Below are 1,010 nucleotides of genomic sequence, written 5' to 3' on the forward strand. Positions count from 1 at the left end.
ATCCAGCGCATCGGCACATCGGCGACATGCTGGCTGTAGGGCAGCGTTTCGCCGCAGTGCCAGGCGAGCGCGATGTCGAGGCTGCCTGACATGACCCTTTCGGCAAGGTCGTGGCTGCGTGCGATCCTGGCTTCGATCTTCACCTTGGGGTGCGCCCGGGCAAATCGGCCGAGCACGTCCGGCAGCACCGCCTCGCCGAAATCTTCCTGCAAGCCGAGCCGTACCCAGCCTTCCAGCTCGACATCGTGGATGGCGGATGCCGCCTCGTCATTCAATTCGATCAGCCGGCGCGCATAGCCGAGCATGGTCTCGCCGGCCTCGGTCAAAGCGAGGCCGCGTCCTGATTTGCGGAAGATCGGCGTCGCCGCCTGTTCTTCCAGTTTCTTCAATTGCGCGCTGACCGCCGACGTCGACCGGCCAAGCCGGTCAGCCGCCTTGGCAAAGCTGCCCAGCTCCATACCGGTGACGAAACTGCGCAGGACGTCGAGGTCGAAAGTTACGCGTCGCATATCTGAAGTCCCGATTTTCAGGATTGTAAGTTCAAAACTTCCTGATTTTCAGGATGAAATTATGGCGGTAGGGACAGATCGTCAAGGCCGGACCACTGGCCAGCACGGGAAATGAAATCATGTCCGCCATCGTCAATTGCACCGATCGGCAGTCGCCGAAGCTCCTGGAAGATACCGGTTCCGCCGGGAGGGTTTTCAAGCCGGGCCATCGCTGGAAGGTTCTGGGCATCGGCGTTGCCGCCAATGCCGCCTTCTCGGCTACGTTCTCCGGCATCCCGGCGACGGCGGTCGTTCTTCGCCAGGGCTATCATTTGGGCAATGCCGAGCTCGGCCTGGCGCTCGGCCTTCTCGGGCTGGGGGTCGCGCTCAGCGAACTGCCCTGGGGTTTGCTCACCGATCGCTGGGGCGACCGCCGCGTGCTCCTGATCGGGCTCTGCGCGACGGCGGCGTGGCTCCTGGTCATGGCGATGCTGGTTGTGCCGACAAAGTCCGGTATTCCCG

2 protein-coding genes are annotated in these 1,010 nt (G+C 63.0%); one reads left to right on the forward strand and one right to left on the reverse strand.

Annotation, left to right across the window (positions count from 1 at the left end; genetic code table 11):
• On the reverse strand, positions 1–509 hold a 509-nt coding region (locus tag EN893_RS35510), incomplete at its 3' end, for a LysR family transcriptional regulator (RefSeq protein WP_128362242.1).
• A 119-nt stretch (positions 510–628) separates the two neighbouring features.
• Between EN893_RS35510 and EN893_RS35515 the strand changes: the two genes are divergently transcribed.
• Positions 629–1,010 (forward strand): MFS transporter (locus EN893_RS35515; protein ID WP_128362243.1); only part of this gene is annotated, 382 nt, incomplete at its 3' end.

It is taken from the genome of Mesorhizobium sp. M7A.F.Ca.CA.004.04.2.1 (assembly GCF_004022825.1).
Taxonomy (GTDB): domain Bacteria; phylum Pseudomonadota; class Alphaproteobacteria; order Rhizobiales; family Rhizobiaceae; genus Mesorhizobium.